This is a genomic window from Desulfitobacterium sp. LBE (assembly GCF_007830365.1).
Taxonomy (GTDB): Bacteria; Bacillota; Desulfitobacteriia; order Desulfitobacteriales; family Desulfitobacteriaceae; genus Desulfitobacterium; species Desulfitobacterium hafniense.
This window is the reverse complement of record NZ_VLKD01000001.1, coordinates 1,872,655-1,898,242: the sequence shown is the minus strand read 5'-3', so window position 1 is coordinate 1,898,242 and position 25,588 is coordinate 1,872,655. Positions and strand designations below refer to the sequence as shown.

Genomic DNA, 25,588 nt, shown 5'->3' with positions numbered 1-25,588 from the left:
GGCGTGGGATGCCCGCCTGCGTGGGAGCGGTGGGAATACATAGTGAAACTGGAAATGGGGAGACACACAATCATGATACGGATTGCTGCAGTAGATGATGAGAGGCATGCGTTGGAACGATTTGAGAGAATGGTGTCGGAAGTCAAGGAGCTTGAGTTGTGCGGACTGTTTAATACGGGGAAACAGCTATTAGCCTATATTAAAGAGCATCCCTTGGATGTCGTTTTTCTGGATATTGAGATGCCAGGTATTAATGGGCTTCAGCTTTCCGGGCAGATCCTGGACCTGAATGAAACTATCGATATCGTTTTTGTGACTGCCTTTAACCAATATGCTGTCGAGGCTTTTGAATTGCAGGCGATGGACTATCTTATGAAGCCTTTAAGCAAAGATAGGCTGGGAAAAACGGTAAAACGGTTATTGAAAACCAAAGGTTCAACGGATCGGCCCGGGAAACCCTTTATTCAATGCTTTGGGGGTTTTGAAGTTTTTCTGGATGGAAAAGCGCTGGCGTGGAAAAACTCCAAAGCCAAGGAAGTATTGGCTTTTTTGGTGCACCAGCAAGGTGTGCCGGCCAACTGGGAAAAAATAAGTGATGCGGTTTGGCCTGATTACAATTCAGAAAAAGCCCAAACCAATTTTCATGCCACCACCTATTTGCTGCGGAAGAGATTGGCGGAAGCAGGCCTGACTCAGATTCTTGAAAACGGACGGGGAAATTACCGAATCATCAAAGACCAGGTTCATTGTGACCTCTATCAACTGGAAGAGTTGATCAAGGGTGAGCGGATTATGGGCAAGGAAGAGGTCCGCTTGCTTGAGCAGTTGGAGCAAAGAGGTTATATGGAAGGGAGCGGGTATGTCTGGGCCTATGCCAAGGCCGCTGAACTTGATGGCGTATGCAAGAGAGTACTTAAGAATTTGGAAAAGAGAAAATAATTTTTTTGCGCATAATCTACATGTTTAGACAATGAAAAGATGAAAATCATTGATAAATAAGGGTTTAAGGTAATTACCCCATAGGACATAAGTCCTGTGGGGTAATTTCCATTTAGGGTTCATTTAGGGTTTGTTTAGGGTCCATTTAGGTTGAGTGTTTTATGATATTAACTAATAATAAAGGAATTTTGTGGAACGAAGCGATTTTTTTGGGATACAGAGGGGGAAGATGCTAAATCACGAACAAAGACCAAAAGTTTAATGAAGCAGATGGAGATGGCGAGCACATTTAAATGATCAGGTCAGCCAAAACAAGACAGATTTTGGCGGGCACTAACAAGGAGGATGTAAAAACGTGAGAGTGTTCAGAAAATCAATCAGTGTATTGATGATTTTAGTATTGGTATTGACCATGTTTCCTTTAGGCAGTAAGACGGTTTCAGCTTCTACTGCTTCAGATTTTCAACCGATTATTCCAGGGGAGCAATGGTTTTTTGATACCCCGAATGCGGTGGCCGTTGACGGCGGCGGGAATATTTATGTGGGTACTTATGCCAGCGATGAAAACCCATACCAGGTTACAAGATTAAGCCCTGCGGGTGTGATTTTGGATTCTTGGGGGATTCTTGGTGAAGAAAATGGGCAAATCAATGAATTAGCGGACATTGCTGTAGATGGTGACGGAAATGTTTATGTCGCTGATTCAGGTAACAACCGGGTCCAAAAATTCATGTTAATAGAAGATTATCATAGTTTCCAGATGAACCTGGAGAGCGACGGCAATGGTGAATACCCTATGTCACCAAGTGGAGTTGCGGTGGACAGCGATGGTAACATCTATGTCAGCTATATGAATGATAATCGGGTTGAAAAATTTAATTCATCAGGGCAAGTGGTCACTGATTGGTGGAGTCAGGCCAGTGGATATCAATTCAGTCAGCCAACCGATATTGCAGTGGACCTTCACGGAAATGTCTATGTAGTTGATTCGGGTACGGGCCAAATCGTCGAATTAACTTCGGAAGGCGATTTTCTGATGACGCTTGGCGGAGGCCAGCTGATTGAGCCCCAGGGTGTTACAGTGGACAGCATGGGAAATGTTTATGCAATCGATGCCAGTACGCGACAAATTGAGAAATTTGATGGGGCAGGCAGTTTTATAATGGGCTGGGGCGGCGCAGGCATTGACGATGGTCAGTTTGCCACTCCACGCAGTATCGCGGTAGATAGTGCCGGAAATATTTATGTTAGCGATAGTATGAACAACCGAATTCAAAAATTTGCTTCCTCAGGCACCTTCCTGAAAAAGTGGGGGAGGGGAGGCAGTGCTGACGGTGAGTTTTATCAACCTTATGGAGTCGCAGTGGATCATGAAGGAACTATTTATGTTTCCGATACGGGCAATAACCGGATTGAAAAGTTTGATGCTGCAGGTGTATTTGTTACATCATGGGGCAATGGCAGTGATGAGGATCAGCTAAATATGCCAATGGGCATCGTGGTGGATTCTGCCGGCAATGTCTATGTTGCTGATATGGGTAATAATAGAATTCAGAAGTACGATTCTGCGGGCGGGTACCTGGGGACCATTGAGAGTTCGGAAGAATCGGACTTCAGCTTAAATATGCCCATGGGTTTAGCGGTGGATGGCAGCGATAACCTTTATGTCACTGAACTGATGAACCATCGGGTGCAAAAGTTCAGCCCTGCAGGCAGTTCCTTGGGGACCTTGGGAGGGGCTGAATCCGGTACCGACCCCGGTACTGGCCCCGGCGAATTTATTGCCCCCGGCGGTGTAGCCGTTGACAGCAGTGGAAACATCTATGTGCTTGATACCCAAAATAGCCGGGTACAAAAGTTCAGTGAGTTTAATATTGAAAGTTTTGACCTGGAGTGGGGGAGCTTTGGAGGCGCGAACGACCAGTTCAGATACCCAAATGGCATTGCCGTAGATAGTGCGGGGAATGTCTATGTTTCAGATAGTGGTAACTATCGGATCCAAAAGTTCAGTTCTACAGGAAAATCCATAGAAAAATGGGGAAGCCCTGGGGTTGCTGACGGTCAGTTTCTCATGCCGGGTGGTATAACGCTTGACAGTAACAATAATATCTATGTTGTGGATAGCGGTAATAACCGGGTTCAAAAGCTGGGAGCTACTGCTCCGGCAGGGTATACGGTGACCTTTGACAGCAATGGCGGCAGCCTGGTTGCAGCGATCAGCAATGTGACAGCCAATACGACGGTGGATTTGCCCACTCCTCCAACCAAAGCTGGCTACACTTTTGCCGGCTGGTACAAGGATAACGGAGTCTTTGGAAATGGGTTTACCGCAGCTACTCCGGTAACCGGAAATATAATCGTTTATGCGAAATGGACGGCGGTTGGGGCACCAAGCGGCTTTGTACCCATCATTCCAGATGAGCAATGGTTCTTTGACGTTCCAGCCGCTGCGGCAGTGGACAGCAATGGCAATATTTATATTGTCGATTCAAACCGACATCATATCAAGAAATTAAGTTCTACGGGGGAAATTCTGGCCACATGGGGAAGCTATGGCAACGCAGAGGGTCAATTGAATGTTCCAGGTCATATTGCCATAGACAGTGATAATAATGTCTATGTTGCTGATACGGGTAATAATCGAATTCAAAAGTTCAGTTCCACAGGCGGTTACTTGATGGAGTTTGGCAGCACCGGCAGCGGAGATGGACAATTTAGAAATCCGAAAAGTGTGGCCGTAGATAACGATGGGAATATCTATGTTGCAGATACCACGAACAAGCGGATTCAAAAGTTCGATTCAGATGGTACATTAATTACGAAATGGGGGGATAGTCAGGACAATGGAGATTACCAATTTAGCCTGATATCCGATATTGCGGTGGATAACAACAGTCATATCTATGTTGTTGATAGTAATGACCCGCGGCTTCAAAAATTTACATCTGATGGCGTTTATGTAGGGGCATTTGGAGGCTCAGACAGCACTGGGGGTCCATTCAACCTTCCCCTCGGTGTTACCGTGGATCAAGATGGAAACATCTATATTGCAGATACACTTAACCACCGGATTCAAAAGTACAGTGCGGAAGGTGAGTTTCTAACGAAGTGGGGAAGTAATGGTGTAGGGAATGTTCAGTTTGGCGCCCCACAAGATGTTGCGACAGACAGCAGCGGTAATGTTTATGTGGTAGATACCAGTAATAAGCGGATCCAAAAATTTGATTCGTCAGGCAGCTTTCTGACGAAGTGGGGAAGCAACGGTTCTGATGAAGGAGAATTCAACCGTCCTTATGGAATTGCTGTGGACAGTGATGGCAATATCTATGTTGCGGACAGTAATAATCACAGGATTCAAAAATTTAATGCTGCGGGTGTGTTTATTACAACGTGGGGGAGCTACGGTACTGGGCTTGGTCAGTTTAATTCGCCTAAAGGAATCGCCGTGGACAGTAACGGCAATGTTTACGTTGCCGACATCGAAAATGATCGTGTTCAGAAGTTTGACTCGATGGGCGGAAATCCGGAAGCGTTTGGCAGCACCGGTACAGGTGAAGGAGAATTTAAAAGGCCGTCAGGAGTCGCCGTGGACGGTGATGGCAACATTTATGTGGTTGAAGCCCTGAATCATCGGATGCAGAAGTTCGACTCTACATTCCAGCCGCAATATATATGGGGGGGAACCAGTTACGGCAACGGTAATGGCCAGTTTAACAGCCCAAGTGGTGTAGCTGTTGACAGTAGTGGAAATATCTATGTGCTCGATAACAATAACAATCGGGTACAAAAGTTTGATGCCAATGGCGAATTTGTATTGAAGTGGGGAAGCCTGGGAGCCGGTGATAGCCAGTTTTTCTTCCCACATGGAATCGCTGTGGACAGTGCCGGCAATGTTTATGTGGCAGACACCAGCGCCAATTGGATTAGGATGTTCAGCTCTACCGGTACTTTGCTGGCGAAATGGGGAACCCGTGGGAACAGTGCCGGTCAGTTTGACAATCCCTTGGGCATAGCAGTGGACAATGATGGCAATATCTATGTAGCCGATACCAATAATAACAGGGTGCAAAAATCGGCCCAAACCTATACGGTGACTTTTGACAGCAACGGCGGCAGTGCAGTCGAAGCGATTGTCAATATTGCCAAAAATGCCACTGTATCCTTACCGATCGAACCGACGAAGGCTGGCTACACTTTTGCCGGTTGGTATAAGGACAATGNCACCTTTGCCGATGCCTTTATTGCATCGACCCCAGTCACCGGCAATCTAACCGTCTATGCCAAGTGGACGGCCGTTTCAACCACCTATACCGTGACCTTTGACACTAACGGAGGAAACGCGGTTCCAGCAATCAGCAATGTGGCAGACAATGGCACGATAACCTTGCCGACAGTACCGACGAAAGACGGGTACTATTTTGCCGGCTGGTACACTGACAATGGCACCTTTGCCCATGGGTTTACAGCTACCACTCCGGTGACGGGCAATGTGACAGTCTATGCCAAATGGACGCGGGTTTCATCGGATGACGATAGGCCATCCACTCCCACAGCACCAACATCACCCTCCACACCTTCTACCCAACCCACCACCGTTACAGGGGATATTAAAAATGGAACCACCGGAAACACTGTAGCCAATATAACCGCGACAGTGACCAAGGAAAGCAATAATCGACTGACCCTCACCATGCCGGCAGCCCAGCTTGTCGTTGTCAAGCAGCCCGACGGTACAACCGGTCCCTTAATCGATGTGGCCAAGGTTGCCATCACCAGTGAAACAGGAACTCCCCTTGCCGTCTCAGCCGATGGAACCCTACAGGTCTCCAGCCTTGCTCAAGGCACAGACCATACCTATAAGATCAGCTATGATTTTGGGAATGGCCAGAAAATCAACCTGGGCACCCTGGAGATCAAAATTGATGAAGCCGGCAATGTGTTTGAGCTTACCGTTACCTTAATTGACCCCTATGGAATCCTCACCGACGGCACAACCGGAGAGGTGATTGCCGGAGCTCACATAACTCTCTACTATGCCGACACAGCCAGAAATAAAGCCGCAGGCAAAACGCCCGGGTCCCTTGTGGAACTGCCCATCCTTGAAGACTTTAAGCCCAACAGCAATAGAAATCCTCAGCTCAGCGATGTCCACGGAGCCTATGGATTCATGGTATTTCCCATCACCGATTACTACCTTGTCGCTACCAAGGAGGGATATGAAGAGTATAAGAGTCCCACCATCAGCGTAGAACAGGATATCGTCAAATGGGATATCCAAATGATGAAACCCAGCCCGGGAGTCAACCGACTGGCCGGCTTAACACGTGTGGATACGGCCTTGGCCATTGCCAAAGCAGCTTTCCCGGGAAAAGTAAATCATGTGATCTTAGCCACCGCCGGCAATTATCCGGATGCCTTAGCCGGGAGCGTGCTGGCTTACCAATTGAATGCCCCCATTCTCTTAGTGGGAAGTACGGAAGCCGATCAAGCGAAGGTCATTGAGTATATCAATAACAGCATGGATAAAGCAGGAGAAGTCTATATCCTGGGAGGCACAGGGGTTGTCGGGGCAGATATGGAAGCCAAAATCGTGGCTAAAGGTTTCAACCACATCACCAGGCTCGCTGGAAAAGACCGTTATGAAACAGCCCTCAAAATCGCTGAACGCTTAGGAGTCAAAACCGGAACACCTATTATTTTGGCCTATGGAGAAAGCTATCCTGATGCGCTGTCGGTCAGCAGTATCGCAGCGAGAATGCAGAGCCCGATTTTCTTAGTGCCAAAGGATGGGCTCAGTAAGGACATCAAGGAAGCCATGACTAAGATCAGGCCGGCCAAAGTCTATCTGATCGGCGGAACAGGGGTCATCAGCACGGCAGTGGCAGCCCAGACAGCTCAGCTCACATCATTGGATCAAACCAATATCGTGAGAATTGCAGGACAGGACCGTTACGAAACGTCACTGGCGGTAGCGCAGTACTTTAATGAAGCGGGAGGAAGTCTTTGCCTGGCTACCGGCAATAACTTCCCCGATGCCTTGGCTGGAAGCGTCTATGCTGCAAAGCGCAATGCTCCGATTCTGCTGGTGGACAGTAGCCTGTCAAACAGCCTAAGCGAGTATGTAAAGGCCCGAAATTTGACGGGAATGACCTTGTTTGGAGGAGAGGGAGCAGTGACTAAAAATATTGAAGAGCAGCTCAGGTCCTGGATTGGGAAATGATCTCTTGATCGCTAGAAAGAAAAGAAGAAAGCAACAGAACTCTTGAAATAAGCACGGCATTTTTATTCACTTTGGAAAAGGAAAAAATTAAAAAACTTATAATACCGCCATCACCTAATAATCGGGGTGGCGGTTTTTCTTATGCGGACAGCAGCAATTTTTCAGCGGAACCAATTCGTGGTTAGACATAGAAAATGCTCATTTTTATATGATAGACAGTATGCCTAGCCATAGTAGATAAACTATCCAGACAGGAGGAATGGGGCCACAAAGCGTCGAAATGGGTTACGAAGTTGGAATTATGCAGGTCTTCCAGCATGGTCAGCGGATCGATGTTGAGAATCAGATAATATATCCTGGCTTTGCCTATGAAGTTATGGCGAGCAACGGGGTGGTTGAACGATTCGCCGATAATCATCTGGCACTCAAATATTATTACTATGAACAGCTGACAACGCTTTTGCAGGATGCTGGCTTCCGCATCAAAGAAGAATATGGATGGTACGATAAATCACCTATTGAAAATGGGAGAGAATTAATATTTGTTTGCACACGTTAGATACAGCGCAAGAAGAGACGGGATTGCTTTTCCTGATGGTCTTCGGAGGTGGGGGTGAAACAAAAGTGAAAAATATCTTGAATTACCAAAAGCCGGCTTCATGGATTAGGGTTGTGGCTTTGATTTTCTGTATTGGAGTTGCCTTATGCTTTCTGACCAATCCCAAAAACAGCCCAACCCCCGAAGCGGCTATCGCCCGGGCATTGGGGCTGGCGGAAAACGAGATTACAGTGTTCGGTACTTACGAAACCTGGGAGGAGGGGTGGTATATCCTGGGGTTTCTTGCCGACCGCAGCGAAGCGAGATCCGATCTGGGCGCAGCGCTGTTTCGGCGGGAAGGTGATCAATACAGCCTGGAGAGCTATTATCGGTGTAAAGACGGAGCCATTTCCCAAGACAAAATAGTTGTCTGCTCTTTCAGCAAAACACCTTCGAAGTATGATGTAATCCTCAGCAATAATGAAAATCTGGCCCGCATCCAACGCACGGTCAACGGTGTGGCCGATTCCAGCTATGTGGGCGGCACTATTCCCGGCATGACCGTTCTAAGATGCCCGGATGACCAGTATTCCTCGGCCGAGTTTCAGTTTTATGATCAATCCGGCCGGCAAATCGACGACTATGTTGCATCCGGAGCCGGGTCACTCGGTTCGGCTATTTTAAAATTCGCCGTTTTGGAGATGGACTCATCTAGATGACTATTTCAAAAACAGGCGATTTTTTAAGGAGAGTGGAGGGCCCGAACCCAAAACGGTGATTTTAAAAGGTCAACTATGAGAAAACTATGATTGGGATTCCAGAGACTGAGGAAAGATTGAGCCATGGATTCCAGAGACTGATGAAACACTGAGCATGAATACGGTTAAAGTTTGAGGGGAAAGCTGACCGCCAGACCGAAATAATTCAGGAGCGCTTCCCTGAGCTTGCCTTCCGTGTCGAGCAGGGTTTCCTCCACCTGCCCGCCCTGATGGAGCCTCAGAACATTGTTGTTGATCGCGGCACTGCCGCCTTCCAGGGCGATATTGATCATACGCATTTGTTTAAAGCCGGATTGTTTATTGCGGGATAAATATTCGTTGGGGGCAAGGAAATCTACATTCTGGCAAGGGCGATCGTTAAATTTGAGGAGTTGCTCCCTGTCGCCATCCGCTGTCCTGTAAATGATAAAGTCGCCATCAGGAGCTTGAGCAAAAACAAAGCGGTTCGCTCCCGATTGCTGCTCCCCGGGGTCATCCAGTCTCAGCGCGCTGCAGGGGGCCGGGCCGCCGAAACCCACATCACAGAAGTACCGTGTTCCTTCAATAGTGACAATTCCGGCACAGTGCGAAATAGGCATATAGCCCGTCGCCATCCAGACCACCCGCACCATAACAGGATAACAGTCGAAGCCAATATCCTGCAAAAGGCTCATGAAAAGCCCGTTGAGTTCAAAGCAATAGCCGCCTCTGCCCTGGACGACAATTTTGTCAAAAAGGGATTCGGTGTCCAGGAGAATCTCCCGGCCAACGTCATAAACGTCGAGATTTTCAAAGGGAACAGTGTGCAGCTGGGCCAGGATAAGTCGATTGAGCGTGTCCAGGTTGGGCTTCAGTTCGCCGGTAAAGCCGATTCTTTCCAGATACCGCTTTTTATCCGGCAGTGGTGCGGATAATTCTTCGTACATAATATCTTCATCTCCTCGTTTAACAATGCTGGACTAAGAAAATGGGCAATATTCAATATTCTTAATAATCAAATTAACCATATCATATAACAACAGGCTTGTCTGCCATTATTCTTTTCGGCAGACTTATGAAACCCGGAAGGGCTTATCATTGCACCTTTCAATGCCATTGAAACAACAAATATGACCCTACCCTTTCTTTAGCCTATAAGCTGGCGGAGGTACTGCAGGTCACCGTAGATGAATTGTTCAAGTCAAAGTGAATCAAAATACCCGGACGGCAATAGTGAGCCGTAAGCGGAAGAAGAAATCAAGAGATAGCGGGAGATGCCCATGTCAGAACCTTCACTGGAAATCTTTAATAAGCTGACGGAGCGCTGGTTTACCAACGACCTTGGTGCGCCCACGGCCGTTCAGGAGCAAGCCTGGCCGGTGATTGCCGCCGGCCGGCATACGCTGGTATCCGCCCCTACCGGTACCGGCAAGACCCTGACGGCATTTTTGGTCTTTATCGATAGATTGCTGGAACAGGCTGCAAGGGGTGCTTTAAAACAAGAGCTGCAGCTCATCTATATCTCCCCTCTGAAATCCCTGGCCGGTGATATCCGGGAGAATCTGCGCCGTCCCCTGGAGGGGATTCTGGCGGAACGGTCAAAAGCAGGTGTCCCGGCCGGTCCGGAGCTGCACATTGGTATGCGCACCGGCGATACCCCGCAAAAAGAGCGGAACCGGATGATTAAAACGCCGCCCCATATTCTGATCACCACTCCCGAATCCCTTTATCTGATGCTGACCAGCCAATCCGGGCAGAAAATCCTGCGCACTGCCCAGGTGATCGTTATCGATGAGTTGCATGCCCTGATCGATTCCAAGCGGGGGGCGCACCTGATGCTGTCCGTGGCCCGGTTGGACAGGCTGTGCGGCCGGCCGCTGCAGCGGATTGGCTTATCAGCCACCATCGAGCCTTTAGATATCGCCGCCCACTATCTTTCTCCCGACCCGGTGACGGTGATCGCCCCTCAGATGGAAAAACAGATCCGCATTGAAGTGACCAGCCCCTTATCCGATCAGCGGGTGGCCTTAAAGGATACGGTCTGGAAAGAGCTGGCGAAAACGGTCTATGCCTATTGCGGCGGTGCCGGCAGTGCCATTGCCTTTGTGGAAGGGCGGGCTTACGCGGAAAAGCTGGCTTATTTTATTAATCAGCTCGGGGGAGAGGGCTTTGCCCGCACCCATCACGGCAGCTTAGCCAAGGAACAGCGTTTTGAAGTGGAGCAGGCTCTGCGCAGTGGGAGTCTGAGGCTTTTGTGCGCCACTTCCTCCATGGAGCTGGGTATCGACGTGGGGGAGATCAATCAGGTCTTCCAAATTGGCTGTCCCCGTTCCATCTCCAGCACCATGCAGCGCCTGGGCCGGGCCGGACACAATCCCAACCGGATCAGCGTCATGCACATGTTTCCCAGGGAAGGGGTGGAAGGCCTCTATTGCGGACTGACTGCGGAGGTGGCCCGCCAGGGGGGAATCGAGTACTCCCGGCCGCCCCGGCTTTGCCTGGACATCCTGGCCCAGCATCTGGTATCCATGGCCTGCGGCGAGGGTTATACGGTGGAGGATGTGCTGAGCCTGCTGCCCCGGGCATATCCCTTCCGGGAGGTAACAGCAGAGGATGTGCGGGCAATCCTGGGTATGCTGGCGGGGGATTACGAACATGAGCAGGATATCCCCGTCCGTCCCAGAATCATCTATGACCGGCTCCATGACCAGGTCCGGGGGGATGCCTACAGCCGGATGCTGGCCGTCAGCGCGGGGGGAACCATCCCGGACCGGGGATTATATGCCTGCCGGACGGAAAGCGGAGTCAAGCTGGGGGAACTGGACGAGGAATTTGTCTTTGAATCGAGGCTCGGGGACCGGTTTTTGCTGGGTACCTTTGCCTGGCAGATTGCCGGCATTTCCAAGGACACTGTGACCGTAACCCCGGCCACTACGGCCGGGGCCAGACTGCCCTTTTGGCACGGGGATCTGAAAGGACGCAGGCTGCGCACCGGCCTGGCTTTTGGTGAGATTTTCCGCCGACTGACCCAGGCGGCTCCATCAGGGACCTTGCTCAAGGAACTGAAAAAGCTGGGGCTGGATGAGGCTGCCGCCCAAAGCGCTCTGGGCTTTCTCCAGCGCCAACTCCAGAGTACCGGCAGCCTGCCCGATGACAAAACCATCATCATCGAGCATTTTAAGGATGAAAGCGGCAACCATCAGCTGATGGTCCATTCCATCTTCGGCCGCCCGGTGAATGAGCCCCTCTCCCTATTGATCAAGGAAGTGGCCGCCCGCTATATGGAGACCACCATCAATGCAGTGGCCGACGATGACGGCTTCCTGCTCTTTCCTTATGACGGCAGTCCCCTGCCCCAGGGCCTGCTCCAAGAGGTGGTGCCGGCCACCGCCCGGCGGATTGCCGCCGCTTTGCTGCCGGCCACCCCGCTCTATAATATGAATTTCCGTTATAACACAGCCCGGGCTCTTTTGATGGGGGTAAAAGGCAATCAGCGCCAGCCCTTGTGGATTCAGCGCATGCGCAGCGCGGAACTTCTCGCTTCTCTGGTGGAGCAGGAACAGCATCCGCTGATCCGGGAAACCAGGCGGGAATGCCTGGAGGATTACTGGGATTTGGACGGAGTCGAATATCTCCTGGAGGGCATTCGGGCGGGGGATATCCAGGTTCGGGAGTTGTACCTTGATGTCCCTTCACCCATGTCCCTGACCTTAAGGCGGCAGACGGAAGCTGCCATGATGTACGATTATGCGCCCACGCCCCAACCCATCCATCAGGCCATAGAGTCAGCCTTAAAGAAAGCGGACGGGATTGATCCGGCTCCGGAGCAGCTGGCCCGCGTATCCGAGCGGACCAGACTTCCCCAGGATGCGGACCAGCTTCATGCCCTGCTGATGATGGAGGGGGATCTGACGGCGGGGGAACTGGAGGTCCCGATTGAATGGCTGGAGGCTTTGGCGGCCGGGGGGCGGGTTCAGTATATCGAGCCCGGCCTGTGGGTTGCCGCCGAGCAGGCCCAGGAATATGAGGAGGCTTTATCCGGCCGGGATGTGCAAGCCGCCCAACGGCTGGTCCGCAGGCTGCTGCGCTACCGGGGAGCCCAATCGGCCGAGCAGGTGGGGGAACGTTACCTGTGGCCCGTGGAGAGGGCCCTTGAGCTTCTGACCTCGCTTTGTGCCGAGGGAAAAGCGGTGGAACAGGAAGGGCTGTATTACCATGGAGAGCTTTATGACCGGGCCAGAAAGGCCACGCTTAAAAGCCGGCGGCAGGTAACCACTTTGCCGGCCGAGCGCTATGCTGCCCTGCTGACCAGCCGGATGCAGATTTCAGCCCCGACCGCCGAACAACTGAAGACCGCGCTGAAAACCCTCAGGGATCAGCCCTTTCCGGCGGAAGCCTGGGAAGCTATCCTGCTGCCCGCCCGGGTGGAGAATTACCGTCCGGAGCTGATGGATGTTTGTCTGGCCGGCGGCACCTTATTCTGGCGGCTCAGTCCTGATGGCGGGCTCAGCTTTCACCTGACCGCTGATCTTGACTGGGAGGCGGATCTGTCCGGGACCCTGGAAGCTTTAACAGGCAAGGAAAAGGTGATCTATCAGGCTTTGTTGAATTATGGGGCCAGCTTTATGCAACGACTGAATGGACTGGTGGAAGGCTCCCCCTATGATACCCTGCTCCAACTGGCAGCCCAAGGGCTGGTGAGCTCGGACAGCTTTATTCCCGTCCGCCAGTGGCTGGACCGGGATAAACTGCAAAAGAGCACACCCCGACAGCGGGTCAACGCCCGGATGAGAATTCTGGCCACCGGACGCTGGGAAGTGATCCGCCCGCTTAAGGCTCTGAGCGTGGAAGAGCAGCTTGAGCGCAATTTTGACCGGGCGGTGATTCTCTGCCGTGAAACCATCCAGGGAATGGGCTGGAGCACCGCCCTGGCAACCCTGCGCATCTGGGAATATACCGGCCGGGTACGCCGGGGCTACTTTATCGAGGGGCTGTCGGGAATCCAGTTTATCCGGGAGAAGGATTATGCCGGTACCATGCTTACTCTAGCCCAGCCTCGGGATCAGATCCTCTGGCTGAATGCCGGCGATCCGGCCCAGCCCTGGGGCAAAAGCCTGCCTCACCAGCCGGACAGGAAATTTCACAATCTGCCCGGAACGGTAGTGGCCTTGCGCGCCGGTGTGCCTGTGGCCGTGCTGGAACGGCAGGGCAGGAACCTGCGGGTCTTTGCGCCCGAGCATCTGGCTTCAGCCCTGGAGGCTTTCGTCCAGGATTATGCCGGCCGCCGGGTCTTCCCGGCCCAGACCCGGATTGTCGTCAAGGACTATCCGCCGGAAGCTGCCGCAGCCCTCAGTGCTGCCGGCTTCAGCCGTGAGCTGCTGGACTATGTGTTCTACCGGCCTTATCGGTGAGCGGGAATGCAAACGGAATAAATAGTAACATAAGTGTCTTTTGGTTTCCCAACGAAACTGAAGGGCGCTTTTTATTTCCCGAAGGAGATGATAAAATGTCAGCAAAAGCGTTAAGGATAACGCTTATGAGAGTTGGGCAAGGTTCAGGCGTTGGGGAGGTTTACTATGGAAATCAAGCATTTGGAGTATTTTGTTGAAGTAGCTCGTCAGAAGAGTTTCAGTAAAGCTGCGGAAAAATGTCACGTTACCCAATCAACCATCAGCAAATTGATCAAAGATCTGGAAGGGGAACTGGGCACCTCGCTGTTTAACCGGACATCCAAGTACGTGCAATTGACGGATACAGGGGCTATATTTCTCGATCAAGCCTTGGAGATCGTAACCAAGTTCGAAAATTTAACCCATGAATTTCAAAACCGCATTAAACTGGAACGAGGAAAGATTGCCATTGGCCTGCTGCCCATTACCGGAACCACCTTATTTGCCGAATTGCTGGGAGAATTTAAAAAGAAGTACCCGCAAATAGAGATCAGCCTTTCTGAGCGCGGGTCGAAGAAAGTGATCATGGATATTTTAGACGGAACCTTAGATGTGGGAGTGGTCTGCAGCGTGCCGGACAGTCAGTATTTTGAATCCTTTGCCTTTGCTGAAGATCCCTTATATGTTATCGTTTCCGTTCGCAATCCCATCAGCAAATCGGCATCCATCGATCTCAAATCCTTAGCAGATGAGCCCTTTGTTTTATATTCCAGCGAATTCAGCTTGCATGACGAGATCATCAGCAAATGTAAAAATGAGGGCTTTGCACCGAACATTATTTTTGAGACCTCTCAGTTTGAACTGATGACCCAGATGGTTGCCGCCGATTTGGGAATCGCTTTCCTGCCGGGGGCCGCTTGCCGGGAGCTGGACCCGCGGCGTTTTGCCGTTATACCGGTGACCAATCCCCAGATTATTCACCAGATGTTTATCATTTGGAAACGAGGACGATCCATGTCCCATGCGGCTAATTTATGGCTGCAGTTTGCCGCCAAGTTCTTTGTCAAAAATTGATTGGCTTGGGGGAATATGTGTAGTTAAAGGCTTTTACCTATCTTAGGAAGGAAAAGTCTTTTTTATTTTTCAGGGAATAATAGTGCAGATTCCTGACTTTAACTATCTATTAAATAGATAGATTTGATGACAACTATCTATTTTACAAATGAAAAGAATGACTCTATAATCGTATATAGAAAGAGAAAGAGGTGAGAGTTCATGGCTCAGGGGTTGCGTTTTATCCTGCAGATTGCTTTGCTTTGGGTAATCTATCAATTGGGAAATTGGGTAGCGGAAAAAAGCCATCTTCCCATTCCGGGAAATGTTTTGGGTATGATTATCTTATTTTTGTTATTGCTGGCGGGAATTGTTAGAATGGAATGGATCGAAGAAGGAGCAGATTTGCTGCTTAAACATCTAGCTTTTTTCTTTATTCCCATTGCCGTAGGATTGATGCAATGGATTGGCCTGTTCCAGTTAAGCGGCGTCCAGCTTTTAGTGTCCATTGTTTTGGGCACGGCAGTATGTGTTATGGTTATGAACTCAGTGACCACCTTGCTGGTCCGGTTTCGTTCACCTAAAGGAGGAGTTTAAATGAACCTGTTGTTTGTATTGATGATGATGGCCATTACGGTAGGCGCCTATGCCTTCAGCCGTTTCTTAAATAAGCGTTATCCCAGTCCATTGGTCAATGTGGTCTTCCTGAGCACCGCCTTAATCATCGCCGTTTTTTGGATTTCCGGCATCACGGTGAGCCAGTACCAGGATACCAAGGCTATTTTGACTTACCTGCTGGGGCCGGCCACAGTGGCTTTGGCCATTCCCCTCTACCGGAGCCGGGAGGTATTAAGAAAAAATATCCTGCCGGTGGTGGGCGGGATCGTGGTGGGAACGACGGTCAATATCGTTACGACGGTTTTGGTGGCTGAATGGTTAGGGCTGGATAAGCTCATTGTGACCTCCTTAGTGCCCAAATCCGTGACCGTGCCCATTGCCGTCAGCGTCTCCGGTATCTTAAGCGGCGATCCGACCCTCACTTCGGTTTTTGTCATTGCTACTGGAATCATTGGGTCTTTTCTGACTCCCGTTTTATTAAATCTGTTCAAAGTGACCAATCCCCTGGTGCGCGGATTAGCCTATGGAACGACGGCCCATGGTCAGGGCACAGCTTCGGCTCTGGCTGAGGGAACGCTTCAGGGTTCCATGTCCGGGGTGGCCATGGGAATCGCCGCCATTTATATGTCGGTGGCTGCTCCGTTTTTAGTCCATAATTTATTAAGTTTGTAAAGGTCTGCAAATGTTGCACCGGTGCACCATTTGAAAACCATCGGCAAGTGAATCTGAAAAAGTAATTTGAAAAAATGATATACTATAGAAAACACAATAAAAAGAAAGGTAAGGAAAGGAAGCTGGTTCTTCATGAGCAGGGCCTTTGTAAGTGAAAACGATGGTTGGTACAGGTGTGCCAAGCATAGGGAACATTGCATGATGGCTGACGAAAAAGGGCATTGCCTTCTTGACCATTGCCAACACTACCCGGAAAAAGACAGGAAAGAGGAAAACAAATTTCCTGAGCAAAACAAATGAATTGAGGGCGGCAGCCATGACTTAACCTAATAGCCAGCCAATCTCCAGTAAGCAAAAACACCTCTATCCAATACTACGGATAGGGGTATTTTCAATGGTCCGGAGCATCATTCATCTCCTCAAGCCTTTACTTGACAAAAGAGACAAGATTCTTTATAAATGTACTATAAACCAATCATCCTACGTTTAGAAAGGAGGAGCTTCGGTGTCCATTCAGAAAGCGAGCAGATCCACTTTAGTGGGGCAGGTAACTGCCCAACTGGAGCACATGATAGAAAGCGGGCAATGGCAGATTGGTGAAAAAATACCTGCGGAACCGGAATTGATGGATAGGTTTGATGTAAGCAGAAATACCCTAAGAGAAGGAATCCAAGCCCTGGTTCATGTCGGTTTGCTGGAGACCCGTCAAGGCATCGGGACTACGGTAAAAGCCAACAGTAACTTTGCCCTGGCCTTGGCAAAGAAAGTTCAAAAAAGCAATCTTTATGAAACCTTAGAGGTTCGCTTAGGATTGGAGAGAGAAGCCGCTCAGCTGGCCGCCGGGAAAAGAACGGCAGAGGATTTGCAACACATGGAAGCTTGCCTTGAACTTTGCAAAGAAGCGGCCCAAAGCCATGAAGTGGGCCGATTTATAGAGGCGGATACGGCTTTTCATAAATCTGTGGTAAAAGCCACACATAATACAATGTTTATTGAAATGTACGAGCACATTACCGATGCTTTACAGCGTTCGGTGGATGAGGTTTTGCGAATCAGAAATCCTATCAATTATGAAAACGAAATCCATACCAATCTCTTTCAAGCAATTCAAGCCGGCGACTCCCAGCTGGCGTTAGATAGCGTCAATCATTATCTGGAGGATGCTAAGAAGTCTCTGAGTCATTTGATCAATGAATAAAAGGAAAGTATGTCATTTAAGGAGAAAATAGAACAATGAATCAGTTAAGCACTAAACCAACACAGCATTCATCTTCGCCAAATAGAACAGTCCTGATCTTGATGCTGGGAATCGCCCTGCTCGCAGCCAATCTGCGGGCACCTTTGACTTCAGTTGGACCTTTGGTCAGTTTAATGCGCGACAGCCTGCATATTTCCAACACCTTAGCGGGTATGATGACTACCTTGCCCCTGTTTGCCTTCGCTTTGTTTTCTCCCCTTGTTCCCGGATTGGCCCGCAGATTTGGGATGGAACGGGTGTTGTTTGGCTCCGTTGTCATTCTTGCCGCTGGAATTTTACTGCGTTCCTGGTCGGGAAGTTTCGGCTTGTTTCTGGGAACGGCAATTCTGGGGCTTTCCATCTCAGTGGGCAATGTATTGATACCAAGTCTGATAAAAAGAGAGTTTCCCAGACAGGTCGGAGTGATGACAGGTGTCTACACCGTTTCCATGAATACCTTTGCGGCACTGGCCTCCGGTATCAGTATTCCCTTAGCGGTGGGCTTGGGCTTAGGATGGACCGGGGCGTTAAGGATTTGGGCGGTACTTAGCCTGATCGCCATGTTCTGCTGGATTCCCCAGTTAAGGCGGAACAGCCAAGGAAGCTCAGTTGCCGGAGAATCCATCACTAGGGAGGCCAAAGCAGAAACCTATAGACGCTCTGAAGAAGTTAAGCATAGGAATAGGGCGCAGGGAGCGGACGCCAAAAGCATAAACATGTGGAAATCGTCTTTGGCCTGGCAGGTCACCTTGTACATGGGGCTGCAATCCATGGTGTTTTACTGCATGGTTGCCTGGCTGCCGGACATTTTAATTCAGGCGGGGATGAATTCAGGCCAAGCAGGCTGGATGCTTTCCCTTATGCAGCTGGCACTGATCCCCATGACCTTTGTGGGCTCTGTTCTTGCCGGGCGCAAGGCCAGTCAGCATTCATTGGTGACTTTCGGTTCGGTGTGCGTGATCATAGGGCTTGCGGGGCTGCTCCTTTGGGGCGGGTCAGGGCTGACCTTATTATGGATTATCATATTGGGAATTGGGGGAGGATTTACCTTCAGTCTGGCGATGATGCTTTTCAGCCTGCGCACGGAAAATGCGGACGAAGCGGCCAGGCTCTCCGGGATGGCCCAATCGATTGGCTATCTCCTGGCTGCCTTCGGGCCTATGTTTTTTGGGTATCTGCACGATCTAACCGCTAACTGGACGCTGCCGCTGATCATTCTGATCGCCGTCGCTGTTCTCTGCTGGCTTACCGGTTTTTGTGCATCAGGTGATCGGTATATCAGTGCAACTGTGAAAAATAGAGGGGGGCGATTATGAAGATACTGGTAAGCTCCTGCCTGCTGGGATACAACTGCAAGTATAACGGCGGCAATAATTTAAGCCCCAAAGTAGTCGATTATCTAAAGGACAAAGAAATTATGGAAATCTGCCCGGAGATAATGGCGGGAATGGGAACCCCCAGGGCCTGTGCAGAGATGGTGGAGGGGAAAATAAGAGACGAAAATGGAGCCGATGTGGACGCGTTATATCGCAAAGGAGTGGCATTGGCCTTAAGGGCTATTAAGGATGAAGAAATAGACTTCGCCATCCTGCAATCACGAAGCCCGACTTGTGGGGTAAGGACAATATATGATGGGAGCTTTACCGGGAAGCTCATTGCAGGTCAGGGACTATTTGCTCAGGCATTAAGGGATGCGGGATATCGGGTGATGGATGCCGGGGACTTCTGAATAATTAAAAGCCCCGATTTTTCAAGACAGAAAATCGGGACTCTAGTGTTTCTGTTCTATAAAGATTTATGCTACACGATAAATTGGGACAATCTCTTTTGCTAGTAATGACCTGGAACTGAAAAAATGAGGGGTGTAAAATGACAAAACTGACCTTTACTATGGAAAATTATTTGGAGGCAGTCTACGAACTTTCAGAGAAAGGAAGCGGTGCCAGGCTATCCGACATAGCCGAGCGGCTCAGCGTTACCAAAGCCAGCACCAACAGAGCCATGGCAACGCTCTCTGAAAAGGGCCTGATTACCAATGAAAAGTATGGGGAGATCTTTTTAACTCCGGAAGGGCGAAAACTGGCCAAGCTTACCTCCAATAAGCATCGCATACTGGAAAAGTTTTTTACTCAGGTTCTGAAGCTGAACGCCGATACGGCCGGCGTGGATGCCTGTGCTATCGAACATGTGATCAGCAACGACTCCATACAAGCCATGGAGAAATTTCTGCGTAATTATAAGGAATAGGCTATACTTTCCGGCTTATCGGAGCGGGCTTTTTGCCGCAGCTGGGAAAACTCTTTGCGCACCATGAACAGGGTCCAGAGGATGATGACGGCGTCAATGGCCAGTGAGCCGTAATAAACCCCGGCAACGCCGATTGCTTTGGGCAAAAAGATCATGACCGGAACGTAAAATACCAACTGCCGGGCGATACCGATCATGGCTGCCGGTTTGCCTTTATCCACAGATGGGAAGAGGGTCATGGCCATAAAGATAAAGGACAGCACCGGCAAAATGGCCATATACACTCTGAAGTACAGGAGATCTGCACCGCTGAAGGCTGCATCCTTCATCATCAGGCCCAGAATGGGACCGGGGATGGCGATGGATAAAAGCCAGAAAGGCAGCGTCAATACCAGGGCAGTTACGGCGAAGATCTTGTAGGAACTGATCACACGGTCATATTGCCGGGCACCGTAATTGATGCCGATCACCGGCTGCAAAGCGCGCATCAGGCCAAAAATAGGGGTCAGCAGGAAAGTGAAGATGCGGTAGACCACACCGTAGAAGGCCACATCCCACGTTGTGCCGTATTTAGATAAGGCGTTGAAGACGAATATAGCCTGAACCAGGCTCATGACGCTCATAATCAGGGATGAAGCCCCCAGCCGCAGCACGGAAGTTCCGATTTTTTGATCCCAGCGAAGGGAAGCCAGCTTGGAGTGAAAGGTTGCCCAGCCTTTGCTGAAATAAAGCCAGCTGACCAGGGTGTAGACCAACATGCCGATATTGGTTGCCCAGGCGGCCCCTTCAACGCCCCATTGGAATACCACAATGAACAGATATTTAAAGATGACGTCCACAGCCAGACCGAAGCCCATCATCACTGCGGCGGTTTTCATTTTACCTTCCGCCCGGATGATCATATTGCCGGCCAATCCGTATACCCAGAAGAAGGCGCCGTAAATCGTAATGCGGAAGTATTGATCCCCCAGTATGAGAGCTTCACCCCTGCCGCCCATCATAGCGATCAGCTGGGTGGAGAAGGCCAGGCCCAGAAGCATGTATACAGCGGTGACGATGAGCGAAAGTAAATTGACATTGCCCAGCAAATGTTCCTGGGTCTTTCTGTCTTTGGCACCCAGGGCGATGCTCAAAACCGAGCCGGCACCGACTCCGATCAGAGAGCCGAAAGCGACGCTGATCTGTGACAGAGGATAAGCCACAGAAACCCCGGCCAGAGCGGCTTCGCCCACGTACCGACCGACAAAGAAGGCATCCATCACGGAATTCATACCGTATAACACCATGGCCACAATCGCCGGCCAGGATAAATCAGCCATAACCTTCCAGAGGTTTCCGGATAAAATAAAATGCTTTTGCTTTTCTTTTTCCTCCACTAATGTAGTAGCCATTTTTAAATTCTCCCTTCTCCATCTAAAATGAAACCCGCTTCTGTGAAAGCGCAGCGGGGATTCTCCTTAGTTAGATTAACCTAACTTTGGGGGTAAAAATTTTTGTACCCTCCTTCCTGCAATCTGATTTATTCTGCCCGGTTGCTCAGTCATTGCGTCTTGTTTTGCTATTGCGTCCCTGTTGTCAGTAGAGAATGATAACATTGCTACATAACGATGTTATATAACAATGTTATGATAACGCTGTTATCTTTCTTTGTCAACAGGAAAATGAGGATCATTCTCACATCTCTAATTGGACAGAGGGGTTTCTTTTAGTTTACAATGAACTGGAAATAGTGTAGGGGAGGCAACTCTGTGAGCAAAAACTCAATGGATACAAAACCTATGGTTAAGAAATCGGCTGGTACCCATCGTCCGATTACTATAGAATGTCTGCGCCTTTCTTCAGATGGCTCCGGGGTGGGATATCATGAAGGAAAAGCTACCTTCGTTTCCGGATTACTGCCGGGGGAGACAGGGCAGATTCGCATCGTGGAAGAGAAAAAGAACTGGCAAAGAGGTCAACTGCTGAGCCTCTGCAAAACCTCGGCAGAGCGAATCGAACCACCCTGTTCGGTGTTCGGCCGATGCGGCGGTTGTCAGCTGCAGCACCTCAATTATGCCCAGACCCTGCTCTGGAAAAAGCGCTGGGTAGAAGATGCTCTGACCAGGATCGGCAAAATCCCTCTGGAAAAAGTCAAAGTCCATCCAACCTTGGGTATGGATGAACCCTGGCGTTACCGGAACAAAGCGCGGCTTCATCGCGGAGAGGGGAATACGCTTGGCTATTATCAGGAAAAAAGCAAAGCGACAGTTCCCTTCACCGATTGCCTTCTGATCAGTGAATCGATGAACCGGTGGGTCCGGGAAGCCGAGGCAATTCTTGGCCAACAGGATAAAAATCTCTTTCCTGACCTGAACGCGCTGACCTTCCGGGAAAATTCCCAGGGGGAAGGAATGTTGATTCTGGACTCTTTGAAGGATGTCCGAAAGGCTGATGTATGGTCAGAGATGGGCGGGGGAATCCACTCGGTTTGGGGTATCAACAGTTCGGGTGAGCCGGAGCGAATCGCTGGTCAAAAAGAATTTACCGAGGATGTGCTGGGGGCTAGGTTTAAGATCTCCCCGCTGGCCTTCCTGCAGGTGAACCCGGTTCAAACCCGTAAACTTTACAACAAAGTGCTGGACTGGGCGGAACTTTCCACCGAGAAAGTGGTCTGGGATCTTTACTGCGGAATCGGAACCATTACCCTGGCTTTAGCTGCCAAGGCCAAAAAGGTCTGGGGAATTGAAGAAAACCCCTATGCCGTGGAAGATGCCAGGGAAAATGCCAAGCGCAACAGAGTGAATAATGTGGAGTTTATGGTCGGCAAAGCGGAGGACACCTTTCAGCAGATCGGCGATTCACCCCATATCGTGGTCCTTGATCCGCCCCGGGCCGGAGCCCACCGGAAAGTACTGGAGGGATTGCTGGAACTGAAGCCGGAGCAGATCATTTATGTTTCCTGTGATGCGGGGACTTTGGCCCGGGATCTGGGGATACTGCAGAACGGTGGGTATCAGGTGGCTGAGGTGCAGCCGGTGGATATGTTTCCATGGACGGTGAGCGTTGAGAGTATAATAATGATGACGTATAGTGGTCAAAAGGGCAAATAAGACGGTTCAGATACCATATATAGCGTTTTGGGCCTATTCTATAGATGACATAGCCCCATCTCGCAAACAACTGAATATAGAAACACAACAAAAGGAGCGGGCATGTTTTCACAATGAAGATATGCCTTTTTTACGTATCACAAAGTATAAGTTTTTTGGGGATCCTCTTTTACTTGAATACGTGGAAACCGCCCGCATGATGGCATAGTCAATTCCTCCTTTTGCTAAATGGGCAAATCTTTTTTGCAAATATTGCGATTGCGGATGAGAATAAGATAATGGCGCCTACGAAAAGAACAGCTATGCCCCAAATCGCCGCTGATTCCCCCGCAATGATCCCATCCGGATTGAACAGGTGAAGAATGTGGCATACTTTGCGTTTTCCAGCTCTTTTCCGGTATTGGCCATCATCTGTATGATGAACGCCAATGCCGGAATACCTCACCCTGGCTAACTGAGAAGGACAGATCGAATACCCCCCGGCCTTTGCTGTAATCTCTGGTTAAAATCTTAATTTCCAATTTGCTCATTACAAATATTCTTTCCTATTAAGATTCCTTTTTCAGTAAATCTATCATTTTTGATCTTATAACCATTTTTTTCAGAGCAGGAATAAGCGGCGTTTATACAAAATTAACACAAACCGGAAGCATATTTGCACTATGTTTATGTCCGGTTCGTTATACTATTGTCATAAGGGAGGTGTCTGCATGATTGTCCTCCTTATAGTTGTTTCAGTTGGCATAATACGGTAATACTAAAAAATGGTGTTTCTGTAAACCAGATACTCGCTTGCCTGAGAGGTTGATAATAACATTATGATGTTTTTAGGGAAATTCAGAGCCAATTCCATACAGATGATCGCGCTTGGTTTTGCCGGTATCATATTGTTAGGAACGCTTCTTCTATCGCTCCCCGCCGCCAGCAGGGACGGAGCTTCTCTCCCGTTTATCGATGCTTTGTTTACTTCCGCTTCCGCCACCTGCGTGACAGGGTTGGTTGTGCATGATACATATACGCAATTCAGCCTGTTCGGCCAGATCGTGATCTTATGCCTGATTCAAATCGGCGGATTGGGTTTTATGACGGTGGCTACTCTCTTTTTGATGATGGCCCGGCGCAAGATCGGTCTTGCGGAACGGGGTGTTTTGACGGAGTCGGTCAGCGCTTTTCAAATAGGCGGTATTGTGCGATTGATTCGACGCATAATCATCTGTACTGCGATAGTTGAGGGCATGGGTGCGATATTGTTGGCTATTCGCTTTTGTCCTCAGATGGGTGTAGCGACAGGCGTTTATTATGCCATATTCCATTCGATATCCGCCTTTTGCAATGCGGGCTTTGACCTGATGGGAAGATTTGCCCCATACACATCTCTGATACCTTATCAGAGCGATGTGCTGGTCAATCTGACGATTATGACGCTGATCGTCATCGGCGGACTTGGGTTTGTGGTCTGGGATGATATCATGGAGCACAAGCTGCGTTACGTACGCTATAAGCTTCATACCAAGATTGTTCTACTGTCGACGGCGTTTTTAATTATCGGCGGCGCAATTCTGTTCTATGCCATGGAACAGGGCAACGTGCTCGCGGCGATGCACCCGATCGATAAGCTGCTGGCCTCGCTCTTCCAATCGATCACGCCAAGAACAGCCGGTTTTAACACGGTGGATACTGCTGCGTTAACTGAAGGCGGCACGGTTTTGTCCATGCTGCTGATGTTAATCGGAGCATCTCCCGGTTCTACAGGCGGCGGTATCAAGACGACCACCATCATGGTCATCTTGCTGGCGACGATATCCTACATCAGGAATACGGACGACATCAATATTTTCCACAGGAGATTGGAGAACAATACGATCAAACGGGCCTATTGCAGTACGACAATATACATTATGTTATCGATTTTGGGCATATTTTTGCTCATTACTACGCAGGGATTGCCTGTGAAAGATGCGGCTTTTGAAACGCTGTCGGCCCTTGGCACGGTAGGGCTGTCCACAGGGATCACACGAGAATTGGATACGCTGTCACGCATGGTCATCATACTGCTCATGTACAGCGGGCGCGTAGGCAGCCTGACATTGTTAATGGCTGTAATGATGGGAACGAAATCGAAGCTTAGAAATCCGGAAGAAAAGATTATCATCGGCTAGGGAGGAAGAACATGAAAACAGTATTGATCATCGGCATTGGCAGGTTTGGAAAGCATTTGGCCACAAGGATGACGGAGCTTGGCAATGAAGTCATGATCGTCGATAAGGAAGAGGAAAAGATAAACGACCTGCTGCCCTGCGTCACGCGTGCCCATATCGGCGATTGTATGGATGAAAAGCTGCTGCGTTCTTTGGGCGTAAGCAACTTTGACATATGCTTTGTATGCATCGGCGATAATTTTCAAGCGTCTTTGGAAATCACATCGTTGCTGAAGGAGTTTGGAGCAAAGTATGTGGTATCAAAAGCAGACAGAACGATTCATGAAAAGTTCCTGCTGCGCAACGGAGCCAACGAGGTCATTCATCCCGAGCGGGACGTGGCGCTGAAGGCCGCACGGAAATATAGCGCGCGCAATGTCCTTGACTATTTTGAATTGGCAGAGGATTTTTCGATCTTTGAGATCGAGGTGCCGGATAACTGGGTAGATAAAAGCATTAAACAGGTAAATGTCCGTTCCAGATATAATATCAATATCATCGCTATAAAGAAAAACGGGAAAATAATCCCCGTTACCAGCGCCGAGCATGTTTTTATGAAGAACCAGCACCTGATCATCGCAGGAAATACGAAAGACTGCTCCCGTATACTGGATATGAAATAACGTTAATTATGTACTCTGGCGAAGGGA

At 49.6% G+C, this 25,588-nt stretch carries 18 protein-coding genes and 1 pseudogene; 16 read left to right on the top strand and 3 right to left on the bottom strand.

From position 1 onward, the window contains the following. The first annotated feature begins 72 nt into the window (after nucleotides 1-72). The 4 genes from DESLBE_RS09030 (at nucleotide 73) to DESLBE_RS09015 (ending at nucleotide 8,416) form a co-directional block, all read left to right on the top strand. Nucleotides 73-939: a response regulator gene (locus DESLBE_RS09030; protein WP_144676341.1), complete on the top strand. Its 867-nt coding sequence runs from the start codon at nucleotides 73-75 to the stop codon at nucleotides 937-939. A 355-nt stretch (nucleotides 940-1,294) separates the two neighbouring features. Further along, nucleotides 1,295-7,159: a cell wall-binding repeat-containing protein gene (locus DESLBE_RS09025; protein ID WP_243131271.1), complete on the top strand. Its 5,865-nt coding sequence runs from the start codon at nucleotides 1,295-1,297 to the stop codon at nucleotides 7,157-7,159. Between the two features lie 259 nt (nucleotides 7,160-7,418). Further along, complete coding sequence (locus DESLBE_RS09020) at nucleotides 7,419-7,718, top strand: isopentenyldiphosphate isomerase (protein WP_144676339.1); 300 nt, start codon at nucleotides 7,419-7,421, stop codon at nucleotides 7,716-7,718. A 65-nt stretch (nucleotides 7,719-7,783) separates the two neighbouring features. Beyond that, the gene (locus tag DESLBE_RS09015; RefSeq protein WP_243131270.1) at nucleotides 7,784-8,416 is read left to right on the top strand and encodes a hypothetical protein; all 633 of its coding nucleotides are present in this window, start codon (nucleotides 7,784-7,786) and stop codon (nucleotides 8,414-8,416) included. Between the two features lie 164 nt (nucleotides 8,417-8,580). Here the strand turns inward: DESLBE_RS09015 and DESLBE_RS09010 are convergent, their stop codons facing one another. Further along, nucleotides 8,581-9,381: an arylamine N-acetyltransferase gene (locus DESLBE_RS09010; protein ID WP_144676337.1), complete on the bottom strand. Its 801-nt coding sequence runs from the start codon at nucleotides 9,379-9,381 to the stop codon at nucleotides 8,581-8,583. A 173-nt stretch (nucleotides 9,382-9,554) separates the two neighbouring features. Here DESLBE_RS09010 and DESLBE_RS27410 point away from each other — a divergent pair. The 5 genes and pseudogenes from DESLBE_RS27410 to DESLBE_RS08985 all read left to right on the top strand — a co-directional run. Beyond that, a pseudogene (locus tag DESLBE_RS27410) lies at nucleotides 9,555-9,644 on the top strand (transcriptional regulator); the annotation flags it as partial. A 70-nt stretch (nucleotides 9,645-9,714) separates the two neighbouring features. Continuing rightward, nucleotides 9,715-13,845, top strand: a complete 4,131-nt coding sequence (locus tag DESLBE_RS09000; protein WP_144676335.1) for a DEAD/DEAH box helicase — start codon at nucleotides 9,715-9,717, stop codon at nucleotides 13,843-13,845. A 165-nt stretch (nucleotides 13,846-14,010) separates the two neighbouring features. Beyond that, on the top strand, nucleotides 14,011-14,898 hold the full coding sequence (locus tag DESLBE_RS08995) for a LysR family transcriptional regulator (protein ID WP_026198655.1): 888 nt from the start codon (nucleotides 14,011-14,013) through the stop codon (nucleotides 14,896-14,898). A gap of 201 nt (nucleotides 14,899-15,099) precedes the next feature. Continuing rightward, nucleotides 15,100-15,474: a CidA/LrgA family protein gene (locus DESLBE_RS08990; protein WP_144676333.1), complete on the top strand. Its 375-nt coding sequence runs from the start codon at nucleotides 15,100-15,102 to the stop codon at nucleotides 15,472-15,474. Continuing rightward, entirely contained in the window at nucleotides 15,475-16,167 is a 693-nt protein-coding gene (locus DESLBE_RS08985) for an LrgB family protein (protein WP_144676331.1), read from the top strand. Here the strand turns inward: DESLBE_RS08985 and DESLBE_RS26540 are convergent. Further along, nucleotides 16,156-16,485: a hypothetical protein gene (locus tag DESLBE_RS26540; protein ID WP_005809669.1), complete on the bottom strand. Its 330-nt coding sequence runs from the start codon at nucleotides 16,483-16,485 to the stop codon at nucleotides 16,156-16,158. The two genes, DESLBE_RS08985 and DESLBE_RS26540, sit on opposite strands and share 12 nt — an antisense overlap. A gap of 187 nt (nucleotides 16,486-16,672) precedes the next feature. Between DESLBE_RS26540 and DESLBE_RS08980 the strand changes: the two genes are divergently transcribed. From DESLBE_RS08980 to DESLBE_RS08965, 4 genes are all read left to right on the top strand, one after another. Beyond that, entirely contained in the window at nucleotides 16,673-17,365 is a 693-nt protein-coding gene (locus DESLBE_RS08980) for a FadR/GntR family transcriptional regulator (protein ID WP_144676329.1), read from the top strand. A 35-nt stretch (nucleotides 17,366-17,400) separates the two neighbouring features. Further along, nucleotides 17,401-18,720, top strand: coding sequence for an MFS transporter (locus DESLBE_RS08975; RefSeq protein ID WP_144676328.1), 1,320 nt, complete (start codon nucleotides 17,401-17,403; stop codon nucleotides 18,718-18,720). Then, nucleotides 18,717-19,133 (top strand): DUF523 domain-containing protein, encoded by a 417-nt coding sequence (locus tag DESLBE_RS08970; protein WP_144676326.1) that lies wholly within the window; start codon nucleotides 18,717-18,719, stop codon nucleotides 19,131-19,133. Before DESLBE_RS08975 ends, DESLBE_RS08970 begins: the two co-directional genes overlap by 4 nt. A gap of 140 nt (nucleotides 19,134-19,273) precedes the next feature. Further along, nucleotides 19,274-19,651: a metal-dependent transcriptional regulator gene (locus DESLBE_RS08965; RefSeq protein WP_005809664.1), complete on the top strand. Its 378-nt coding sequence runs from the start codon at nucleotides 19,274-19,276 to the stop codon at nucleotides 19,649-19,651. On the opposite strand, the gene DESLBE_RS08960 is transcribed toward DESLBE_RS08965, so the two are convergent. Then, on the bottom strand, nucleotides 19,639-21,042 hold the full coding sequence (locus tag DESLBE_RS08960; RefSeq protein WP_005809662.1) for an MATE family efflux transporter: 1,404 nt from the start codon (nucleotides 21,040-21,042) through the stop codon (nucleotides 19,639-19,641). The genes DESLBE_RS08965 and DESLBE_RS08960 overlap by 13 nt on opposite strands. A 357-nt stretch (nucleotides 21,043-21,399) precedes the next feature. Between DESLBE_RS08960 and rlmD the strand changes: the two genes are divergently transcribed. From rlmD to DESLBE_RS08930, 3 genes are all read left to right on the top strand, one after another. Beyond that, nucleotides 21,400-22,740, top strand: coding sequence for a 23S rRNA (uracil(1939)-C(5))-methyltransferase RlmD (rlmD, locus tag DESLBE_RS08955; RefSeq protein ID WP_018305009.1), 1,341 nt, complete (start codon nucleotides 21,400-21,402; stop codon nucleotides 22,738-22,740). 818 nt (nucleotides 22,741-23,558) lie between these two features. Further along, nucleotides 23,559-24,899, top strand: a complete 1,341-nt coding sequence (locus tag DESLBE_RS08935; RefSeq protein WP_018305011.1) for a TrkH family potassium uptake protein — start codon at nucleotides 23,559-23,561, stop codon at nucleotides 24,897-24,899. A gap of 11 nt (nucleotides 24,900-24,910) precedes the next feature. Then, nucleotides 24,911-25,561 (top strand): TrkA family potassium uptake protein, encoded by a 651-nt coding sequence (locus DESLBE_RS08930; RefSeq protein WP_015943530.1) that lies wholly within the window; start codon nucleotides 24,911-24,913, stop codon nucleotides 25,559-25,561. The last annotated feature ends 27 nt before the right edge of the window (nucleotides 25,562-25,588 follow it).

Excerpts from the sequence above, each read along its gene's own strand:
- DESLBE_RS09030 (WP_144676341.1), top strand. The coding sequence starts at position 73 with ATGATACGGATTGCTGCAGTAGATGATGAGAGGCATGCGTTGGAACGA.
- DESLBE_RS09020 (WP_144676339.1), top strand. The coding sequence starts at position 7,419 with ATGGGGCCACAAAGCGTCGAAATGGGTTACGAAGTTGGAATTATGCAG.
- DESLBE_RS09010 (WP_144676337.1), bottom strand. The coding sequence starts at position 9,381 with ATGTACGAAGAATTATCCGCACCACTGCCGGATAAAAAGCGGTATCTG.
- DESLBE_RS09000 (WP_144676335.1), top strand. The coding sequence starts at position 9,715 with ATGTCAGAACCTTCACTGGAAATCTTTAATAAGCTGACGGAGCGCTGG.
- DESLBE_RS08995 (WP_026198655.1), top strand. The coding sequence starts at position 14,011 with ATGGAAATCAAGCATTTGGAGTATTTTGTTGAAGTAGCTCGTCAGAAG.
- DESLBE_RS08990 (WP_144676333.1), top strand. The coding sequence starts at position 15,100 with ATGGCTCAGGGGTTGCGTTTTATCCTGCAGATTGCTTTGCTTTGGGTA.
- DESLBE_RS08985 (WP_144676331.1), top strand. The coding sequence starts at position 15,475 with ATGAACCTGTTGTTTGTATTGATGATGATGGCCATTACGGTAGGCGCC.
- DESLBE_RS26540 (WP_005809669.1), bottom strand. The coding sequence starts at position 16,485 with ATGGCTGCCGCCCTCAATTCATTTGTTTTGCTCAGGAAATTTGTTTTC.
- DESLBE_RS08975 (WP_144676328.1), top strand. The coding sequence starts at position 17,401 with ATGAATCAGTTAAGCACTAAACCAACACAGCATTCATCTTCGCCAAAT.
- DESLBE_RS08970 (WP_144676326.1), top strand. The coding sequence starts at position 18,717 with ATGAAGATACTGGTAAGCTCCTGCCTGCTGGGATACAACTGCAAGTAT.
- DESLBE_RS08965 (WP_005809664.1), top strand. The coding sequence starts at position 19,274 with ATGACAAAACTGACCTTTACTATGGAAAATTATTTGGAGGCAGTCTAC.
- DESLBE_RS08960 (WP_005809662.1), bottom strand. The coding sequence starts at position 21,042 with ATGGCTACTACATTAGTGGAGGAAAAAGAAAAGCAAAAGCATTTTATT.
- DESLBE_RS08935 (WP_018305011.1), top strand. The coding sequence starts at position 23,559 with ATGATGTTTTTAGGGAAATTCAGAGCCAATTCCATACAGATGATCGCG.
- DESLBE_RS08930 (WP_015943530.1), top strand. The coding sequence starts at position 24,911 with ATGAAAACAGTATTGATCATCGGCATTGGCAGGTTTGGAAAGCATTTG.